The sequence below is a fragment of the Microbacterium foliorum genome (assembly GCF_006385575.1).
Lineage (GTDB): Bacteria > Actinomycetota > Actinomycetes > Actinomycetales > Microbacteriaceae > Microbacterium > Microbacterium foliorum_B.
This window is the reverse complement of sequence record NZ_CP041040.1, coordinates 1376135-1394092: the sequence shown is the minus strand read 5'-3', so window position 1 is coordinate 1394092 and position 17958 is coordinate 1376135. Positions and strand designations below refer to the sequence as shown.

15 protein-coding genes are annotated in these 17958 nt (G+C 68.5%); 4 read left to right on the top strand and 11 right to left on the bottom strand.

The window, feature by feature from the left end; translation table 11 throughout:
- Nucleotides 1-82 precede the first annotated feature (82 nt).
- Both FIV50_RS06615 and metX read left to right on the top strand, forming a co-directional pair.
- Nucleotides 83-1045: an endonuclease/exonuclease/phosphatase family protein gene (locus FIV50_RS06615; RefSeq protein WP_181164352.1), complete on the top strand. Its 963-nt coding sequence runs from the start codon at nt 83-85 to the stop codon at nt 1043-1045.
- Between the two features lie 86 nt (nt 1046-1131).
- Complete coding sequence (gene metX, locus FIV50_RS06610) at nt 1132-2340, top strand: homoserine O-acetyltransferase MetX (protein WP_140036743.1); 1209 nt, start codon at nt 1132-1134, stop codon at nt 2338-2340.
- On the opposite strand, the gene FIV50_RS06605 is transcribed toward metX, so the two are convergent.
- The 5 genes from FIV50_RS06605 to FIV50_RS06585 are packed head-to-tail and all read right to left on the bottom strand — an operon-like array spanning nt 2337 to nt 6618.
- On the bottom strand, nt 2337-2951 hold the full coding sequence (locus FIV50_RS06605; protein WP_140036742.1) for an NUDIX hydrolase: 615 nt from the start codon (nt 2949-2951) through the stop codon (nt 2337-2339). The genes metX and FIV50_RS06605 overlap by 4 nt on opposite strands.
- A gap of 28 nt (nt 2952-2979) precedes the next feature.
- On the bottom strand, nt 2980-4200 hold the full coding sequence (locus FIV50_RS06600) for an MFS transporter (RefSeq protein ID WP_140036741.1): 1221 nt from the start codon (nt 4198-4200) through the stop codon (nt 2980-2982).
- A 9-nt stretch (nt 4201-4209) separates the two neighbouring features.
- Nucleotides 4210-4542 carry a thiamine-binding protein gene (locus tag FIV50_RS06595; RefSeq protein ID WP_140036740.1) on the bottom strand — a complete coding sequence of 111 codons (333 nt, stop codon included), beginning with the start codon at nt 4540-4542 and terminating at the stop codon, nt 4210-4212.
- A gap of 4 nt (nt 4543-4546) precedes the next feature.
- Nucleotides 4547-5785, bottom strand: coding sequence for a hypothetical protein (locus tag FIV50_RS06590; RefSeq protein WP_258184458.1), 1239 nt, complete (start codon nt 5783-5785; stop codon nt 4547-4549).
- Entirely contained in the window at nt 5782-6618 is an 837-nt protein-coding gene (locus FIV50_RS06585; RefSeq protein ID WP_140036739.1) for an ADP-dependent NAD(P)H-hydrate dehydratase, read from the bottom strand. The genes FIV50_RS06590 and FIV50_RS06585 overlap by 4 nt, the downstream gene beginning before the upstream one ends.
- Before the next feature lie 56 nt (nt 6619-6674).
- Between FIV50_RS06585 and FIV50_RS06580 the strand changes: the two genes are divergently transcribed.
- Entirely contained in the window at nt 6675-7742 is a 1068-nt protein-coding gene (locus FIV50_RS06580) for an NADH:flavin oxidoreductase/NADH oxidase (RefSeq protein ID WP_140036738.1), read from the top strand.
- 63 nt (nt 7743-7805) lie between these two features.
- Here the strand turns inward: FIV50_RS06580 and FIV50_RS06575 are convergent, their stop codons facing one another.
- The 3 genes from FIV50_RS06575 to FIV50_RS06565 all read right to left on the bottom strand — a co-directional run bounded on the left by FIV50_RS06575 (nt 7806) and on the right by FIV50_RS06565 (nt 11749).
- Nucleotides 7806-8867 (bottom strand): hemolysin family protein, encoded by a 1062-nt coding sequence (locus FIV50_RS06575; RefSeq protein ID WP_140036737.1) that lies wholly within the window; start codon nt 8865-8867, stop codon nt 7806-7808.
- A complete protein-coding gene (locus tag FIV50_RS06570; RefSeq protein WP_140036736.1) occupies nt 8864-10180 on the bottom strand; it encodes a hemolysin family protein in 1317 nt (438 codons plus the stop codon). Before FIV50_RS06570 ends, FIV50_RS06575 begins: the two co-directional genes overlap by 4 nt.
- 114 nt (nt 10181-10294) lie before the next feature.
- Nucleotides 10295-11749, bottom strand: a complete 1455-nt coding sequence (locus tag FIV50_RS06565; protein ID WP_140036735.1) for a GuaB1 family IMP dehydrogenase-related protein — start codon at nt 11747-11749, stop codon at nt 10295-10297.
- Nucleotides 11750-11908: 159 nt separating this feature from the next.
- Between FIV50_RS06565 and FIV50_RS06560 the strand changes: the two genes are divergently transcribed.
- Nucleotides 11909-15592: a multifunctional oxoglutarate decarboxylase/oxoglutarate dehydrogenase thiamine pyrophosphate-binding subunit/dihydrolipoyllysine-residue succinyltransferase subunit gene (locus FIV50_RS06560; RefSeq protein WP_140036734.1), complete on the top strand. Its 3684-nt coding sequence runs from the start codon at nt 11909-11911 to the stop codon at nt 15590-15592.
- A gap of 87 nt (nt 15593-15679) precedes the next feature.
- Here the strand turns inward: FIV50_RS06560 and FIV50_RS06555 are convergent, their stop codons facing one another.
- The 3 genes from FIV50_RS06555 to FIV50_RS06545 are packed head-to-tail and all read right to left on the bottom strand — an operon-like array spanning nt 15680 to nt 17922.
- Entirely contained in the window at nt 15680-16978 is a 1299-nt protein-coding gene (locus tag FIV50_RS06555) for a GNAT family N-acetyltransferase (RefSeq protein WP_140036733.1), read from the bottom strand.
- Nucleotides 16979-17017: 39 nt separating this feature from the next.
- On the bottom strand, nt 17018-17263 hold the full coding sequence (locus FIV50_RS06550; protein ID WP_056376255.1) for a zf-HC2 domain-containing protein: 246 nt from the start codon (nt 17261-17263) through the stop codon (nt 17018-17020).
- Complete coding sequence (locus FIV50_RS06545; protein WP_140036732.1) at nt 17260-17922, bottom strand: sigma-70 family RNA polymerase sigma factor; 663 nt, start codon at nt 17920-17922, stop codon at nt 17260-17262. Before FIV50_RS06545 ends, FIV50_RS06550 begins: the two co-directional genes overlap by 4 nt.
- Nucleotides 17923-17958 lie beyond the last annotated feature (36 nt).

The window sequence follows — 17958 nt, the reverse complement described above, 5'->3', positions numbered from 1 at the left end:
GCAGCAGGTGCCCCGGGCTTCGGCTCGGGGCACCTGCTCGTTTCGGGCGCGTACGGCAGGTGCACAGACAGCTCGGTCGAGAATGAGAAGCCTGCCCGAGGAGGTCACGATCACCGCCACGACGAGTTCGCCGACCCACCGACGCTCGCACGCGCGCGCGGGGCGCATCATCGCCGTCGCAGGGCTCGTGGTGCTGGCCATGGTCGTCGGCGTCTGGATCCCCGGATTCGTGGGCACCGCGGCCGCCGCTCTCCTTCCGTGGTGCGGCCTCGCGCTCGGAGTCCTGTCGGTGATCGCACTGATCCGAGTCCGCCGTGTCGTCCTGGTGCTACTCGCGCCCATCCTCGTCTGGGTGCTCGCGATCGCACCCTCCGCTCCCGGCTTCGCATCGGGTGCCGCCGAGCAGACGTCGACCGTCGAGATCGTCAGCCAGAACGTGCGCGCACACTCCGGCGGCGCAGCCGAATCCGCGGCCGACCTCGCCGCCTCCGGTGCCGACGTGATCGCGCTGACGGAGCTCGACGCCGACAGCCTCGCCGCCGCACGGGACACGCTCGCGGCTGACTACCCGCACTCCTACGCGATCGGTACGGTCGCCGTCTGGAGCCGCCTCCCCATCGCCGATGCTCAGGCACTGTCGCTCGGGCTCGACTGGAAGCGCGCGCTACGCGTGGTGGTGAACGCGCCGGATGCCGACGTCGTCGTGTACGTCATGCACGCGGCCTCAGTGCGACCAGGCGTGCAGAACGACCGGGATGCGATGCTGTCGGGTATCGCCGATGCCGTCGCTGCCGACACCGCCGAGTCCATCGTCGTCGTCGGCGACTTCAACGCCGCCTCTGCCGACCCGGCCCTGGGTGCCATCCGGTCGCAGCTCGACTGGGTCAGACCGACCGACGGCACCCTCGGGTTCACCTGGCCCGCGGGGCTGCCGCTCGCCAGGATCGATCACGTCTTCGTGCGCGGCCTGGACGTGCTCGGCTCCACGACGATGCGAGCCGGCAGCAGCGATCACCTGGCGACCGTGACGACCCTCACTCTCTGACACCGAGCGGCGGCCGATCCTCCTGGGCGACACCCGGGTACGTAACGTGCGTCCGACGGATCGCGGTACCAGGCGAGAATGGGAGCATGGACTGGCAGACGACCTCTGAAGACACGGTGCCCTCGGCGCCCGTGACGGAGGCCGACGTGCGTCTGCTTCGCGCACGACCGCCCGCGACCGGCGCCTGGCGCGACGGAGACCCGGCGGGCGGACGCAGCTTCGCCTCGTTCGGCGCCTTCCCGACCGAGAGCGGCGCCGAACTCCCCGGCATCCGTCTCGCATTCGAGACGTGGGGCGAGTTGAACCACGCCCGCGACAACGCGATCCTCGTGCTCCACGCGCTCACCGGCGACAGCCACGTGCGGGGCGGCGCCGGAGCCGGGCATCCGACCGCAGGCTGGTGGGAGGACGTCACTGGGCCGGGAGCGCCGCTCGACACCGACCGCTGGTTCGTGATCGCGCCGAACATGCTCGGCGGATGCCAGGGCTCCACGGGACCGGCCAGCATCGCGCCCTCCGGATACGAGTGGGCATCCCGCTTCCCCTATCTGACCATCCGCGACCAGGTGGCGGCACAGGTCCGCCTCGCCGATTCCCTCGGCATCGACACCTGGGCAGCCGTGGTCGGAGGGTCCATGGGCGGGATGCACGCGCTCGAATGGGCCGTCACGCACCCTGAGCGCGTCGCCCGCCTCGCGGTGCTCTCGTCGCCGCCGGTCACGACAGCCGATCAGATAGCCCTGAACACGGTGCAGCTCGAGACCATCCGCATGGACCCGCGGTTCCAGGGCGGCGAGTATTACGACCTGGGCGACGGCGACGGCCCGCATCGCGGCCTGGCCCTCGCCCGGCGCATGGCACTGCTGAACTACCGCAGCCCGATCGAGCTCAACCAGCGATTCCAGCGTTCGTGGCAGTCGGGGGTGTCGCCTCTCGGTCATGGTGGTCGCTTCGCGGTCGAGTCGTACCTCGACTTCCACGGCAACAAGTTCACCCGCCGTTTCGATGCGAACAGCTACATCACCCTCGTCGAGGCAATGAACTCTCATGACGTCGGCCGTGACCGCGGCGGCGTCGAAGAAGCACTGCGCTCCGTGACCGCCACGACGCTCGTGCTGGGGATCGACAGCGACAGGCTCTTCCCCGTCGACGGCCAGCACCGCATCGCCCGGAGCATCCCGAACACCCTCGACGGCACTGAAGCGGTGGTGCTGACCAGCGACTTCGGTCACGATGGATTCCTCATCGAGACCGAGGCGGTCGGCAGCAACCTGCGACGGCTGCTCGCGAGCTAGCTGTAGCTCTCGTCGATCGTCCAGGGCCGCGAACCGGTGCGCAGACGAAGGCCGTCCCACTCGAAGTCCCTGCCCTGAGGCGAATCGACCACACGGGTAGAGAAGTGCTGCGCCACCCCGGCGGAGGCGAGAGCTGCATCGACGGATGCGAAGCGACTCAGCTGATGCAGTGTGACCCAGGTCGGCGGGAAGAGCGTCCACTCCCCCGTCGCATGCCTCGACAGGGCTTCTGCCGGGCTCAGCCACATCGCGTCGACGACCTCGTCGACCGAGAACCGCAGTTCGTCGTCGGGCACTGAGGCGAGGAAGAACCAGGTCCGGATACGGATGGGCGCCTCGACCGGGGGCTGCCAGCGCGACAGCACCACGGGATCGCTGATGATCAGACCGACCTCCTCCGCCGTCTCGCGAACCGCCGCGCGGCGCGCATCGTCGCTCTCATCCGCCCCCACTCGGCGGTCGGACGACTCCACCTTGCCGCCGGGGAACACCCAGGCGCCAGCGAACGACCCTCGATCCGGCCGGCGCATCAGCAGGACGGCGAAGCCCTCGACCGTGGCGCGTAGCAGCACGGCTGTCCCGGCGACGGGCAGATCGTCGATGTCGGTCACGGCCCCACTCTACGAGGCGGACTACCGCTCACACCGCAGCGAGCGCCGGTCTGCGCGCCTCCGAGCGATACGACAACAGGGCGATCACGAGGCCGGCGACCGCGAGCGCCGCCCCGGTCCATGACGGCGCGACGAAGCCCCAGCCGGCGGCGATCACCACTCCGCCGAGGAACGCTCCGAGGCTGTTGCCGATGTTGAGCGCAGAGTGGTTCATTGCTGCGGCGATCGACTGGTTGTCTCCGGCTACATCCATCAGCCGGGTCTGGATCGTCGGGCTGAGCACCGAAGACACGAAGCCGACCACGAACACGAGAAGCGCGAGCGTGACGATCCAGAACGCGAGCACGGCGAGGAGAGCGAACACCACGGCCATCGCCGCGAGTCCGAAGAGCAGGGTGCGTCGCAGGTCGATGTCGGCGAGATGTCCGCCGACGAGGTTTCCCGCTGTCATCCCGAGCCCCATGAGCACGAGCACGATCGGCACCGCCCACTCTGGAGAGCCCGCCACCTCGGTGACCAGCGGGGCGATGTAGCTGTAGACCGCGAAGAAGCCGCCGAAGCCGATCGCTCCGATGCCCAGGGTGAACCAGACCTGAGGAATGCGGAAGACGCCGAGCTCCTCGCGCATGGTCCGCCCGGGCGAGCCCGGGTGCTTCGGCACGAAGAACGCGATGCACACGGTCGCCAGGGCGAAGACGAGAGTCACGACCGCGAAGGCCGCCCGCCACCCCCAGAGCTGGCCGAGGAAGGTTCCCAGAGGCACCCCGACCACGTTCGCCACGGTCAGTCCGGTGAGGATGAAGGCCACGCCCTTGGCGCGGTTGCCCGGCCCCATGACCTCCGCAGCGACCAGGGCGCCGATGCCGAAGTAGGCGCCGTGCGGCAGACCGGCGAGGAACCGCGAGGCGCCCACGAGTTCGAAGGTCGGCAGGAACACCGTGAGCGCATTGAACACGGTCAGTGCCAGCGCCAGTCCGATCATGACCCGGTGGCGAGGGTAGCGGGCCACGAAGCCGGCGATCGTCGGAGCGCCGACGACCACGCCGAGCGCGTAGAGCGAGATCAGCCACCCGGCTTGACTCAGCGCGTCTTCAGGGCTGCTGGCCCACAGCGTGGGCAGCAGCTCGTCGGCGATGTTGGGCAGCAGGCCCATCACGACGAACTCGGTCATGCCGATGCCGAAACTGCCGATGGCGAGGGAGAGGAGCGCCCACTTCGCCGCACCCCTCGATTCAGTCGAGGGATTCACCCGTCGAGTCTACGGGGTGTCCGCGTCGTCGATCGCCGCTTCGAGCCGCTCGATCTTCGCGTCGAGCTCCCCCGCGTAGCCGGGGCGGATGTCGGCCTTGAGCACGAGCGACACCCGCGACCCGAAGGGCATCACGGCTTCGGTGGCGCGCTTGACGACATCCATCACCGAGTCCCAGTCCGGGCCCTCGATCTCGGTGAACATGCTGGTCGTCCGGTGTGGCAGGCCCGACTCTCGCACAACGCGGACTGCGGCGGCGACCGCGTCATGGACCGAAGCGTCGGAGCGCTCGGCTCCGTCGGAGGGGACGCCGCTCGGTGCGACGGAGAAGGCGATCAGCATGGGTTCACTCCCTGGTGGTGGACGGACGATGGGCGGGCACGCGGACGAGGGCGCGGATGCCGGCGGCGAGGAGCACGACGAGACCGATATTGCGCAACGTCAGGACGGTGATGGGCAGCGTCTCTGCGCGCAGCAGCGCGTCGTAGCTGAGCGGATAGATCAAGCACGTGAGAGCGCACAGCGCGAGCACGAGCACCGCGGGGGCCGCGGCTCGCGTGCGGTCGAGGACGAACCAGAGGATGGCCGGAGCGACCAGCCACGTCTGGAACTGCGGAGAGCCCACCTTGTTCAGGACGATCAGGGTCGCCACGAGACTCAACGCGAGTGGAGGGAACAGCCGGGCGAAGGACGCGCCGCGTGACGCCTTGAACCCGCCGATCACGGTGATCACGACGACGACGACCGCCATCAGCGGTGTGAGCAGAGCGCTGACGGCATCCGCACCCTGGGCGCTGATCTGGAAGGTCAGGATGTCGAAGCTGTACTCGATGCGGGCGGCTCCGGCGATCGTGAGCCACAGGAACGGGGTCGCAGCGACGGCCTCGATCTGCAGACCGCGTCCCGTCTGCTCCGTCAGGAATCCGAAGATCTCGGTATCGGCCCCGACGGCGACCAGCACGATGAGGACGGCAGCCGATACGGCCGCGGCGCTGAGCAGAACCCGCATCCGGCTCCGGGCAGCCACCACAGCTGCGAGCAGCAGCGCGCCCGGCCAGATCTTGATCCAGGCGCCGACCGCCAGCAGTGCGGCGGCGGCAGCGGGACGGCGCATCAGCCAGAGTCCGCCGACCACCGCGAGCGGCACCGTGATCGCGTCGATGCGGTACATCGCGATCGGTCCCAGCAGAAGCAGGGCGGTGATCCAGAACCACGCGGCCATCCGCCGTGGCTGCGACGGCGAACGCCCGACGAGCACGGCGAAGGCGATCGCATCGAGCACCGTGACGAGCACCGCCCACGCGATCAGATAAGCCCCGGAGGCCCCCATCGCCGCGATGAGCGGTGTCGACAGGATCTTCGCGAAGAGCATGGGCACGAGCGCGAGCTGCGGGTAGACCCACGTCTCGGTGACTCCGACGATCGGCCCACCCGAGAGCGCCGCCGACGACCAGGGCTCGTACACCAGCACCACGTCGCCCATCGGCTGGCTCGGATACAGCCAGCCGGCGACCGCCGTGACGAGGTGCACGAGTCCGAAGGCGCCCCACAGCGCGACGAGACGCATCGAGGAGGTGCGACTCACGCGACGACGTCCGAGAATGCGCGAGGCAGGGCCTCCGCGACATCGAGGGCCACGATCGGATGCCCCGTCGCGCCGCCGTCCGCGCCCGAGCCGGCGGCGATGACACCGGCTCGGCCGTGCAACCAGGCGGCTGCCGCCGCGACCTCGGCCAGTGGCGCGTCGAGGTTCGCGGCGATCAGCGCACCGAGCACCCCGCCGAGGACATCGCCGGTGCCCGCCGTCGCGAGCCAACCGGTGCGCGCCTCCACACGGATGACGAGTCCTTCCGGATCCGCGATCAGCGTCTGCGCGCCCTTGAGCAGCACGACGGCGCCTACGGCATTCGCGACCCGGGCGACAGCGCTGATGCGGTCATCGACGGCGTCGTGTCCGAGCTGATCCTGCAGACGCTCGAACTCACGGCCATGTGGCGTCAGCACCCGCGGCGCACGACTCCCCCGCGCCAGGTCGAGTGCTCCCGCATCGACGATCACAGGCACGACCCCGTCGAGCAGGTCGCGCAGCTCGCGCTGCGCCTCAGGGCTCCTGCTCGCGGCATCCGTCCCTGATCCGATCACCCAGGCGCCGACGCGCACGCCGGCCGCGCGCGGACTGACCACGGTCTCCGGGCGCCGGGCGATCACGGCGTCTGCAGCTCGGCCGTCTCCGATGTAATGCACGAACCCGGCGCCGGCGCGCCACGCCGCCTCGACGCCGAGCACCGCGGCACCCGGGTAGGCGGATGATCCCGTGCGCAGGCCGACGACGCCGCGAGAATACTTGTCGTCGTCGGCTCCGGGCACGCGCAGGAAGCGTGCGGTGTCGTCGCGGGACCAGTCGCGTGCGTCGGGCATGACTCCACGTTAGTGCGATGGCCCGCACCGCCCCACCCGGCCGGTAGCGTCGAGGGGTGAGCATTCTCTTCTCCCCGCTGAGCATCCGTTCCGTCACGTTCCGCAACCGGCTCTGGGTGTCTCCCATGTGCATGTACAGCGCGGTCGACGGCGTCGTGCAGGAATGGCACCACACCCACCTCGCCCAGTTCGCCTCCGGCGGTGCCGGTCTGATCGTGGCCGAGGCGACGGCCGTCATGCCGGAAGGCCGCATCTCGCCTCGGGATGCCGGGCTCTGGAACGACGAGCAGCGCGACGCGTGGGTGCCGGTCGTCGAGGCGATCCATGCGCGCGGCGCTGCTGCGGGCATCCAGCTCGCGCACGCCGGCCGCAAGGCGTCGACGTGGTGGCCCTGGGCCGACGAGCGCGGCTCGGTGCCCGAATCGCAGGGCGGATGGACGACCACGGCCCCCTCCGCCGTCCCGTTCGACGGCTTCGCGGAACCCGCGGCGCTCGATCAGGACGGCATCGACGCCGTGGTCGAGGGGTTCGCGACGGCGACCCGCCGTGCCCTCGACGCCGGCTTCGACGTGCTCGAGGTCCATGGCGCGCACGGGTACCTGCTGCACCAGTTCCTCTCTCCGCTCTCGAATCTGCGAGGCGACGAGTACGGCGGGTCGCTCGAGAACCGCGCTCGGCTGCTCCTCCGCGTGGTGGATGTGATCCGCGAGGTCGCCGGAGACGGTGTGCCGGTGTTCGTGCGCATCTCGGCGACCGATCACGCCGAGGGCGGTTTCACCCCCGACGAGGCGGCGACGGTGAGCGCCTGGGCGACCGAGCACGGGGCCGACCTCATCGACGTCTCCAGCGGAGGGCTCGTGGCCCACCAGCAGATCAGCGTCTTCCCCGGCTATCAGGTGCCGCTCGCCGAGACCGTGCGCCAGGGAGGACGCATCCCGGTGACGGCGGTCGGGCTGATCACCGCCGCCGAGCAGGCGGAGCGGGTGCTCGCCGACGGTGCGGCGGATGCGATCTTCGCGGGCCGGGAGTGGCTGCGCGATCCGCACTTCGCACTCCGGGCCGCGCACGAGCTCGGAGCCGAGATCATCTGGCCGCCCCAGTACGAGCGGGCGCGTTGGCGCTGACACGCACCCCGCAGAGAAGCCCCCGGGTCCGCATGGACTCGGGGGCTTCTGCGTGAACGCAGATCAGTGGCCGCGGATGCGACGGGTCGCATCCTGCACCTCGCCGACGAGCTCCTCGAGGATGTCCTCGAGGAAGAGCACGGCGGTCGTGCGGCCCTGGGAGTCCCGCACCTTCGCGAGGTGACGCCCTGCTCGGCGCATCACCGCGAGCGCGTCCTCCAGATCGGTGTCCTCCTGCACCGGAACCATGTGGTTGATGCGCTTCGCGGGCAGCGGCTCGACCAGCTTCTCAGCGGCACCCGGTCCGTCCGATGCCCGCAGGACGTCCTTGAGGTGGACGTATCCGACAGGCACCCCGTCGTCGTCGACGATCACATAGCGCGAGAACCCGTAGCGAGCGACGGCCTTCTCGACGTCGTCCGGAGTCGCCGACTGCGGAAGCGTCACGAGATCGCTGAGCGGCACGGCCACATCGCGAGCCTTCTTGTCGGTGAACTCCACTGCTGCCGCCACAGTGCCCGCCGTATCGGTGAGCACTCCCTCGCGCCGAGACTGGTCGACGATCGTCGCGACCTCGTCGAGCGTGAACGTCGAAGCGGCCTCGTTCTTCGGCTCGACCCGGAACAGCCGCAGCACGCCGTTGGCGGCCGCGTTCAGCACCCAGATCACCGGCATGAAGATCTTCGACACGAACACGAGCGGCGGCGCGAGGATGAGCACCGCTCGCTCAGGCAGCGAGAACGCGAGGTTCTTCGGCACCATCTCGCCGAACACCACGTGCAGGAACGACACGATCAGCAGAGCGATCGCGAACGACACGGCATCGACGACACCGTCCGACCAGCCGAGCGCGTGCAGCGGCACGGCGAGCAGGTGGTGGATCGCAGGTTCGGAGACGTTCAGGATCAGCAGCGAGCAGATCGTGATGCCCAGCTGAGACGTCGCGAGCATGAGTGTCGCATGCTCCATCGCGAAGAGCGCGGTCTTGGCGGCGCGCGATCCGCGGTCGGCCTTCGGCTCGATCTGCGACCGGCGCGCGGAGATCACCGCGAACTCGGCGCCCACGAAGAACGCGTTCGCCACGAGCAGCACGACCAGCCAGGCCAGTCCTCCCCAGTCGTTCATCGTCCGACCACCTCTGCGGGAAGATCCGTACTCGGGACGTATCGGATGCGGTCGACACGGCGTCCGTCCATGCGGACGACCTGGAGCTTGCCGGTGTCGAGCTCGACCTCGTCGCCCACGGACGGGACGCGCTCGAGGATGCTCATGACATAGCCGGCCACGGTGTCGTACACGTCACCCTCCGGAACCTCCACTCCAGCCCTGCTTCGAAGCTCGTCGGGCCGCAGCTCTCCGGGGAAGGTTATGCCGTCTCGGCCGCGGACCACTCCGGCGCGTGTGCGGTCGTGCTCGTCCGAGACCTCGCCCACGAGCTCTTCCACGAGATCTTCCAGCGTGACGAGACCGGCTGTTCCGCCGTACTCGTCGACCACGACGGCCAGCTGATATCCGCGGGCTCTGAGCTCCGAGATGAGCGCGTCGACGTGCACGGTCTCGGGGACGCGAAGCGGATCGGTCGAGAGCGCGCCCACTGGCACCTCGGCTCGCCGATCACGCGGAACGGAGATCGCGGCCTTCAGGTGCACGACACCCGTGATGTCGTCGAGATCGTCGTCGTAGACGGGGAATCGGCTGTGTCCGGTCCGGCGGGCGAGCTGGATGACGTCGTCGGCCGAGTCGCCGGCCGCGAGGGCGTGCATGCTCGGACGAGCCGTCATCACGTCGGCAGCCGTCAATCGGGAGAACGTCAGCGTGCGGTCGAGCAGGCTCGCGGTATCGGCTTCGAGCAGACCGGCACTCGCCGAGCGGCGCACGAGAGAGGAGAGCTCCTCAGCGGAGCGCGCACCCGACAGCTCTTCCTTCGGCTCGATCCCCATGCTCCGCAGGACGCCGTTCGCACTGCCGTTGAGCACGACGACGGCAGGCTTGAAGACGGTCGTGAACGCGACCTGGAACGGCATGACGAGCTTGGCTGTCGCGAGCGGCAGAGCCAGGGCGAAGTTCTTGGGCACCAGCTCGCCGAGGATCATCGACAGCACCGTGGCGACCAGCATCGCGACGATCGTCGCGATCGGGCCGACGGCGGCCTCAGGGATGCTCCATGCCACGAGAGTCGGGCCGAGGAGGTTGGAGAGCGCGGGCTCCATCGTGTACCCGGTCAGCAGCGTCGTCAGCGTGATGCCGAGTTGAGCGGACGACAGGTGGGTCGAGGTGTGCTTCAGCGCGCTGATGGTCAGCGACAAGCGGGATTCGCCGCGGGCCTGACGCGCTTCGAGATCGGCGCGGTCGAGATTGACGAGGGCGAACTCGCTCGCGACGAACAGCCCGGTGCCCACGGTGAGCAGAAGCCCCACGCCCAAGAGGATGTAATCCATCAGTCGTTCCTCCCGGTGCGGGAAGGCGGGCAATGGGGCGATGTACTACAACTGGGAGGGTCGTCCATGGTGTCCACGATTCTACGGGATCGCAGCGCGATCGAGCACGGAGCGCTACCAGCTGACCGGGAGCGCTTTGCCCTCCTCGTACCCGGCGGCGGACTGCAGCCCGACGAGCGCCCGTTCATGGAACTCGGGCACCGACGAGGCACCGGCATACGTGAATGACGAGCGCACGCCCGAAGTGATCATGTCGAGCAGATCCTCGAGCCCCGGGCGCAGCGGGTCGAGGTAGATCTTCGACGACGAGATCCCCTCCGCGAACAGCTCCTTGCGGGCGCGCTCGTACGCGTCGAGGCGCCCGAACCGGGCCTGCACCGCCTTCGTGGAGGCCATGCCCCAGGACTCCTTGTAGATGCGACCCTCGGCGTCGCTCTGCAGCTCGCCTGGCGCCTCGATCGTGCCCGCGAACCAGGAGCCGACCATGACCGATGCGGCACCGGCGGCGAGCGCGAGTGCCACATCGCGCGGGTAGCGCACTCCCCCGTCCGCCCACACGTGCGCGCCGAGCTCCTGTGCGGCCTGGGCCGTCTCGAGCACAGCCGAGAACTGCGGGCGGCCGACGGCGGTCATCATGCGCGTCGTGCACATGGCGCCGGGCCCGACACCGACCTTGAGGATCGAGGCGCCCGCCTCGACGAGGTCCTTGACGCCGTCGGCGGTGACGATGTTGCCCGCCACGATCGGGATGCCGAGGTTCAGGGCGGCGACGGCGCTCAGTGCTCGCAGCATCCCCTCCTGGTGTCCGTGCGCCGTATCGACCACGAGCACGTCCACGCCGGCGTCCGCGAGGGCCTTCGCCTTGGCGGCGACGTCTCCGTTGATGCCCACCGCCGCCGCGACGGCGAGGCGGCCGTCGCTGTCCAGCGCCGACCGATACAGCGTCGATCGCAGGGCGCTGCGCGCGCTGAGCGTTCCGACGAGGTGCCCATGATGAGTGATCGTCACCATGTCGACGCCCGCATCGGTGATCACATCGAACGCATGACGCTCTGATCCGATGTCATCCGCATCGAGAGACGGCGTGCCGGCATGCACGAGGTCGCCCAGCTGCGCGTCCGGCAGTGCGGTGGCCAGTCGTGTCGCAGCCAGGACGCCGAGAATCCGCTCCGCATCGTACGGGGCCTCACCCGTGGCCACGACGATGCCGTGACCCGCGGTCGCGGGCATCAGCCGGAGTGCGTCCGACACCGATGCCTCGGGAGGCAGCACGATCGGCGTGTCCCACAGCACCGGCTGAGCCTTGACGTCGCGGATCGCGGCATCGAGACCCTGCAGCGGCATGTCCTGCGGGAGCACACCGAGTCCGCCGCGCCGCGCGAGCACCGCTGCGAGCCGGGGGCCTGTGACGGAGTTCATGTTCGAGGCCACGATCGGGAGAGTGGCCGGGGTACCGTCCTGCGGGGTCAGATCGACCTGCAGACGGCTGGTGACCGCGGATCGTCGCGGCACGAGGAACACGTCGGAATAGGTCAGATCGACTGTGGGTGACTCACCGGAGAACTCCATACCCCCACGGTACTCAGATCGCGGCGTCGAGGGCGCATGCCTTCGACGATCGGGCGAGGAAACACGTTAGGCTGGGAAGTCGAGAGTGTGCGGGCCCGGACGCATCCTGCGACCCGGTGTGCACATATGGACTTCAGCGATGAAAGAGGGCGATCGAGCGTGTCGAACCAGGTGACCGGCGTCGGGGGCGACGGGGGGTTCGGAGCCAATTCCTGGCTCGTCGAAGAGCTCTACGAGCAGTACAAGGTGAACCGCGACTCCGTCGACAAGGAATGGTGGCCCATTCTCGAGAAGTACCAGTCGGATGCCGCGACCGGCACCGCAGCTCCCGCACCCGCTGCCGAGCAGCCCGCGCATCCGGTGACCGCACCCATCCCCGTGATCGGTGCACAGCCCGTGGCGCGCACCACCACCAAGCCCGCAGCTGCGGCCCCGATCCCCGCGCAGGCCCCCAAGCCCGCGGCGAAGGCCGAGGCTCCGGAGTCGGCGGAGCCCGCCGAAGAAGACAAGGTCACGCCGCTCCGCGGTCTGCCCAAGACCCTCGCCGCGAACATGGACGAGTCCCTGACCGTCCCCACCGCAACCAGCGTCCGCACGGTGCCCGCGAAGCTGATGATCGACAACCGCATCGTCATCAACAACCACATGGCTCGCACCCGTGGCGGCAAGATCAGCTTCACGCACCTCATCGGCTGGGCGCTCATCCGCACGCTCGACGATTTCCGCAGCCAGAACGTGTTCTACGCCGAGATCGACGGCAAGCCCTCGGTCGTGGCGCCGGCGCACGTGAACCTCGGCATCGCCATCGACCTGCCGAAGCCCGACGGCACCCGCGCGCTGATGGTCCCCAGCATCAAGCGCGCCGACACGCTGACGTTCAGCGAGTACCTCGTCGCCTACGAAGACCTCGTCACGCGCGCCCGCAACAACAAGCTGACGGCGGCCGACTTCCAGGGCACCACGGTGTCGCTGACCAACCCCGGCGGCATCGGAACCGTGCATTCGGTTCCCCGCCTCATGAAGGGGCAGGGCTGCATCATCGGCGCCGGTGCGCTCGAGTACCCGGCGGAGTTCCAGGGAGCGAGCGAGAAGACGCTCAACGAGCTGGCGATCGGCAAGACCATCACGCTGACGAGCACCTACGACCACCGCGTCATCCAGGGTGCCGGTTCCGGAGAGTTCCTCAAGAAGGTGCACGAGCTGCTCATCGGGCAGCGCGGCTTCTACGACGACATCTTCGCCGCTCTGCGCATCCCGTACTCGCCGATCCGCTGGAATCCCGACATCGCGGTCGACCTCGCTGAGCGCGTCGACAAGCAGTCCCGCGTGCAGGAGCTCATCAACTCGTTCCGCGTGCGCGGACACCTGATGGCCGACATCGACCCGCTCGAGTACGTCCAGCGCTCGCACCCCGACCTCGAGATCGAGAGCCACGGCCTCACCTTCTGGGACCTCGACCGTGAGTTCGTCACCGGCGGGTTCGGCGGCCGTCGGGTCGCCAAGCTCCGCGACATCCTCGGCGTCCTGCGTGACTCGTACTGTCGCACGCTCGGCATCGAGTACATGCACATCCAGGACCCGGAGCAGCGTCGCTGGTTCCAGGAGAAGGTCGAGGTCAAGTACCAGAAGCCCGGCCACGACGAGCAGCTGCGGGTCCTCCGCAAGCTCAACGAGGCCGAGGCGTTCGAGACCTTCCTGCAGACGAAGTTCGTCGGTCAGAAGCGATTCTCGCTCGAGGGCGGCGAGTCGCTCGTCCCGCTGCTCGACGAGATCCTCCAGGGTGCAGCCACCTCCGGCCTCGAAGGCGCCGCGATCGGCATGGCGCACCGGGGTCGTCTGAACGTCCTGACGAACATCGCCGGCAAGACCTACGGCCACGTGTTCCAGGAGTTCGAGGGCACGCAGACCCCCGGCAACCAGCGCGGCTCCGGCGATGTGAAGTACCACCTCGGCACCGAGGGCACCTTCGTCGCCGACGACGGGTCCGAGCTCCCGGTCTACCTCGCCGCGAACCCGTCTCACCTCGAGACCGTCGACGGCGTGCTCGAGGGCATCGTCCGCGCCAAACAGGACCGCAAGCCGATCGGCACGTTCGCCTGGCTGCCGATCCTGGTCCACGGCGACGCGGCGTTCGCCGGTCAGGGCGTGGTCGTCGAGACTCTGCAGATGTCTCAGCTGCGCGGATACCGCACCGGCGGCACGATCCACGTCGTCGTCAACAACCAGGTGGGCTTCACGACCCTCCCCAACGACTCGCGCAGCTCGGTGTACGCGACCGATGTCGCGAAGACGATCCAGGCGCCGGTGTTCCATGTGAACGGTGACGACCCCGAGGCCGTCATCCATGTCGCGCAGCTCGCGTTCGAGTACCGCGAGAGGTTCCACCGCGACGTCGTGATCGACCTCGTCTGCTACCGCCGCCGCGGACACAACGAGGGAGACGACCCCTCGATGACGCAGCCGCTGATGACCGATCTCATCCAGGCGAAGCGGTCGGTGCGCAAGCTCTACACCGAGTCGCTCGTCGGTCGTGGTGACATCACCGAAGAGGAGTACGACGAGGCCAAGGCCGACTTCCAGAACCGTCTGGAGATCGCCTTCGCAGAGACCCACGCCGCCGAGACAGGCGCCAACCAGATCCCGCAGGACCTCCCGCCCGCTGACGAGCAGGTCGGTGCCCCGGAGATCACCGGAGTCTCGAACGAGGTCATCCAGCTCATCGGCGACGCGTTCGTGAACAAGCCCGAGGGCTTCACCGTGCACCCCAAGCTGCAGCAGCAGCTCGAGAAGCGTCTCGACATGAGCCGCAACGGCAACATCGACTGGGGCTTCGGCGAGCTGCTCGCCTTCGGCTCGCTGCTCGTAGAAGGCACGCCCGTCCGACTCGCAGGGCAGGACTCGCGCCGCGGCACGTTCGTGCAGCGTCACGCGACTCTGCACGATCGCGCGAACGGCCAGGAGTGGCTGCCGCTGTCGAACCTGTCGGAATCCCAGGGGCGCTTCTTCGTCTACGACTCGCTGCTGAGCGAGTACGCGGCTCTCGGCTTCGAGTACGGCTACTCGGTCGAGGCGCCGGAGGCCCTCGTCCTGTGGGAAGCCCAGTTCGGCGATTTCGTGAACGGCGCCCAGTCGGTCATCGACGAGTACATCTCGGCGGCCGAGCAGAAGTGGGGACAGCAGTCCAGCGTCACCCTGCTCCTCCCCCACGGCTATGAGGGTCAGGGACCGGACCACTCGTCCTCGCGCATCGAGCGCTTCCTGCAGATGTGCGCGCAGGACAACATGATCGTCGCGCGCCCGTCGACGCCCGCATCGTACTTCCACCTGCTGCGTCGTCAGGCCTACGCCCGTCCGCGCAAGCCGCTCATCGTCTTCACTCCGAAGGCCATGCTGCGACTGCGCGGTGCGACGAGCCCGGTCGAGGCCTTCACTCAGGGTCGCTTCGAGCCCGTTATCGACGACGGCCGCGGTCTCGACCGCAACGCCGTGAAGCGCGTGCTCGTGCACTCGGGCAAGGTCCACTGGGACCTCAAGGCCGAACTCGAGAAGAACCCGAACCCCGAGGTCGCGCTGGTCCGGCTCGAGCAGCTGTACCCGACGCCGATCGACGGTCTGAAGGCCATCACCGACTCCTACCCGAACGCCGAGCTGGTGTGGGTGCAGGAGGAGCCGGAGAACCAGGGAGCCTGGCCGTTCCTGGCTCTCGCATTCGCCGACGTCCCCGGTGACCGCAGCTTCCGTCCGGTATCGCGGCCGGCGTCGGCATCGCCCGCGACGGGCTCGTCGAAGGTGCACGCCGCAGAGCAGGCGAAGCTCCTGCGAGACGCGCTCACCATCAGCTGACGACCATCCGAGAAACAGCGAGAGGCTCACGGGATCACCGTGAGCCTCTCGCTGTGTAGTCTGTCGTCGTCGCCGGGGGGACGTCTCTCAGTACCAGATGCCCAGAAGCGGGGCATCTGCCGTGCGGAACGCATCGTCCAGCGATGCCGCCGTCTCAGCCGATGCGCGCAGACGGCCGGCCGCGCGCAGCCGCACGGCGCTGACTCCGCCCGCGTAGATCGACGAGAGCGCGCCGACGCCGAGAACGACATCGGGCTCCACATCACCGTCGGCGCGCGTGACGTCAGCCGTTCCATCGGCATCCGAGGTCAGTCGCCACGAGCCTTCGGCGAAGCCGAGAGGGTCTTCGACTCGGAAGACCACATCGAGGGGCGCCCGGTACGTCCGAGCGCTGAGCGCAGCCGACACGTCGAGGATGCGCAGCCACCCGTGGTCGTGCGGAGTGAGTTCCACGCCTCGCTGGTCGTTGACGAGCCAGGTGATCGGATCGTCGATCGGACGCAGGTCGACGATCACCTTCGACACCAGGTCGTGCTGCAGAGCGAATCTCCAGAGCGCGGACAGGGCGTCCGTCGTGGTCGAGGCCAGGTGGTGGATCTCCATGTCGGCGCGGAAGCTCCCCGCGACCTCCTTGAGCGTGTAGGCCATCGCACCCCGCACTGCTCCGTCGGCGTCGAGGTAGCGCACGCCCCGAACGGCGCGCGGAGCTGTGTGGCCCACAGACAGCCCGGCGATCCGCTCCCAGCGCGCGTCCCACCCTGCGATCTGACCGGAGCGCTGTGTTCGCGCCTCCTCATGCAGGGCAGACAGGTCCTTCTGAAGCGTTTCGCGGTCGACGTACTCGATGCGGCCATCCGTCGCCGGGCCGTTCCAGCCCGCTCTCGGCGCATCGATCGACACCTTGGCAGCGGGGATAGCCGAGGCGAACCCGTATCGCTCGTAGATCGTCGCCTCCGAGACAGTGAGGCCGGCGAGTGCCACACCCGCTCCCGCGGCGGCACGCAGCTCGCCTTCGAGCAGGTTGCGTGCGATACCGCGGCGACGGTGAGTGCCCGAGACCGTGACAGCGCTGATCGCCCACATGCCGACCTCGCCGCCGGGCACGGTCAGGGGCGTGACCCACGAGTTGACTGTGGCGACCGGGAAGGCACCGTCAGGGGCATTCTCCTCGAACACACCGACGTTGCGACGGGTCGCGAGCAGTGTGCGATCTGCGATGATCTGCTCGGGCGTGGGATCGGCATCGAGGAAGCCTCGTGCTTCCGCCCTCAGGAAGGCCTCGGTATCAGCATCCGACCCGTTGTCGACGAGTCGGTAGACGAGGTTCTTCGCGGCCAGGCGTCCAGCGGACACAGGATCAACGGGGACGGTTAGCGCGTCGGTCATTCCTCCACCCTATGGGCAGGCGCGACAGACGGTCCCGCGTCAGTGCTGTGAAGCCTGCACCTCACGCAGCCGGGCGAACACCTGGTCACGCAGCTCTTCGGGTGCCGTCTCCTTGCATGCGCGCGCCACGACCTCGGTGAGGGTCGTAGCGACGAGCGCCTCATCCCGGCAGGACGGGCAGTTCTCGAGGTGCTCACGGATCTCGGTGTGCTCGGTGTTGCACACCTCGTTGCGGAGGTACTCCTCGAGATCCTTGCGGGCCTTGTCGCAGCCGCAGTCGGTCATTTCTTGCTCCTCGGGTCGGCCGCAGAGATTCCCCGCTCCACGGCGTACTCAGCCAGCAGCTCCCGCAGCATCCGCCTGCCTCGATGCAGACGGCTCATCACGGTGCCGATGGGTGTCTTCATGATGTCCGCGATCTCCTGATAGGCGAAGCCCTCCACATCAGCGAGGTACACCGCCAATCTGAAGTCCTCTGGCACGGCCTGCAGCGCGTCCTTGACGACCGATGCAGGCATGTGGTCGATGGCTTCCGCCTCGGCCGAACGGCTGTGCGACGCGGTGGTCGACTCCGCACCGCCCATCTGCCAGTCCTCGAGCTCGTCGATCGTGCCCTGGAACGGCTCGCGCTGCTTCTTACGGTAGATGTTGATGTACGTGTTGGTGAGGATGCGATACAGCCACGCCTTGAGGTTCGTGCCCTGCGAGAACGTCGCCCACGACCCGTATGCCTTGACGAAGGTCTCCTGCACGAGGTCAGCAGCGTCCGCCGGGTTGCGCGTCATGCGCATCGCCGCGGCATAGAGCTGATCCATGAACGGGATCGCCTGTTCCTCGAATTCGCGTCGAGGGTCGCTGACCGTCTCTGCGGTTGCCGTGTCATCCATCACCGGCCAGTCTAGGCGGGTGAGGTCGACCGACTCGCGTTCCAGCGTTGCGAGCATGCTCTCTCCTTGTCGGCGTGCGCCCATATTCGATCG